Raw genomic sequence first — 506 nt, 5'->3', positions numbered from 1 at the left:
TTTAAAAAAAGGTCTTTAAATCTAGCTGAAGCATAAAATTAGAAGTTTAACAAACTAAGTAGCAGAAGTATATGCAAATCATTCAATTTGTTTTTTCGGTCATCATCGCTCTTTGTGCAGTGGCTATGTTTGTCGGAGCGGTAATAACGCCAAGTCCGATAAAGGTTGTGTCGGTTACGTTGTTGGCTCTTATTTGCCTATTCTCCTTGTTTCTCGTGAAATTGGCTTATTGTGAAATGAAATCTAAAAATGATATACTATGAAAGTGTCAGAACAATTTAAAAGTACCATCAAGGCATACCTTGATAATATGGCAGCGGTGGATAGTCTGTTTGCTCCAGTCTATCAAAAACCTACAAAGAATATAGATAATTGCATTACCTATATTTTAAACCAAGTGAAGAAAAGCGGTTGCTGTGGTTTTAGTGATGATGAAATTTTTGGTATGGCGTTGCACTATTATCCCCACTCCAAGATTATCCCAAGCCAATAACAACAAGCGTTGA

The 506-nt window shown here is 35.8% G+C and carries 1 pseudogene; it reads left to right on the top strand.

Annotation, left to right across the window (positions count from 1 at the left end):
* Positions 1-259 precede the first annotated feature (259 nt).
* Positions 260-478: pseudogene (locus DWZ47_RS30315) on the top strand (PcfK-like family protein); the annotation flags it as partial.
* Positions 479-506: the final 28 nt, after the last annotated feature.

The organism is Bacteroides sp. AF32-8BH (genome assembly GCF_003435205.1).
Classification (GTDB): Bacteria; Bacteroidota; Bacteroidia; order Bacteroidales; family Bacteroidaceae; genus Bacteroides; species Bacteroides ovatus.
The sequence above is the reverse complement of the archived record's forward strand: the minus strand, read 5'-3'. Positions and strand labels throughout refer to the sequence as shown.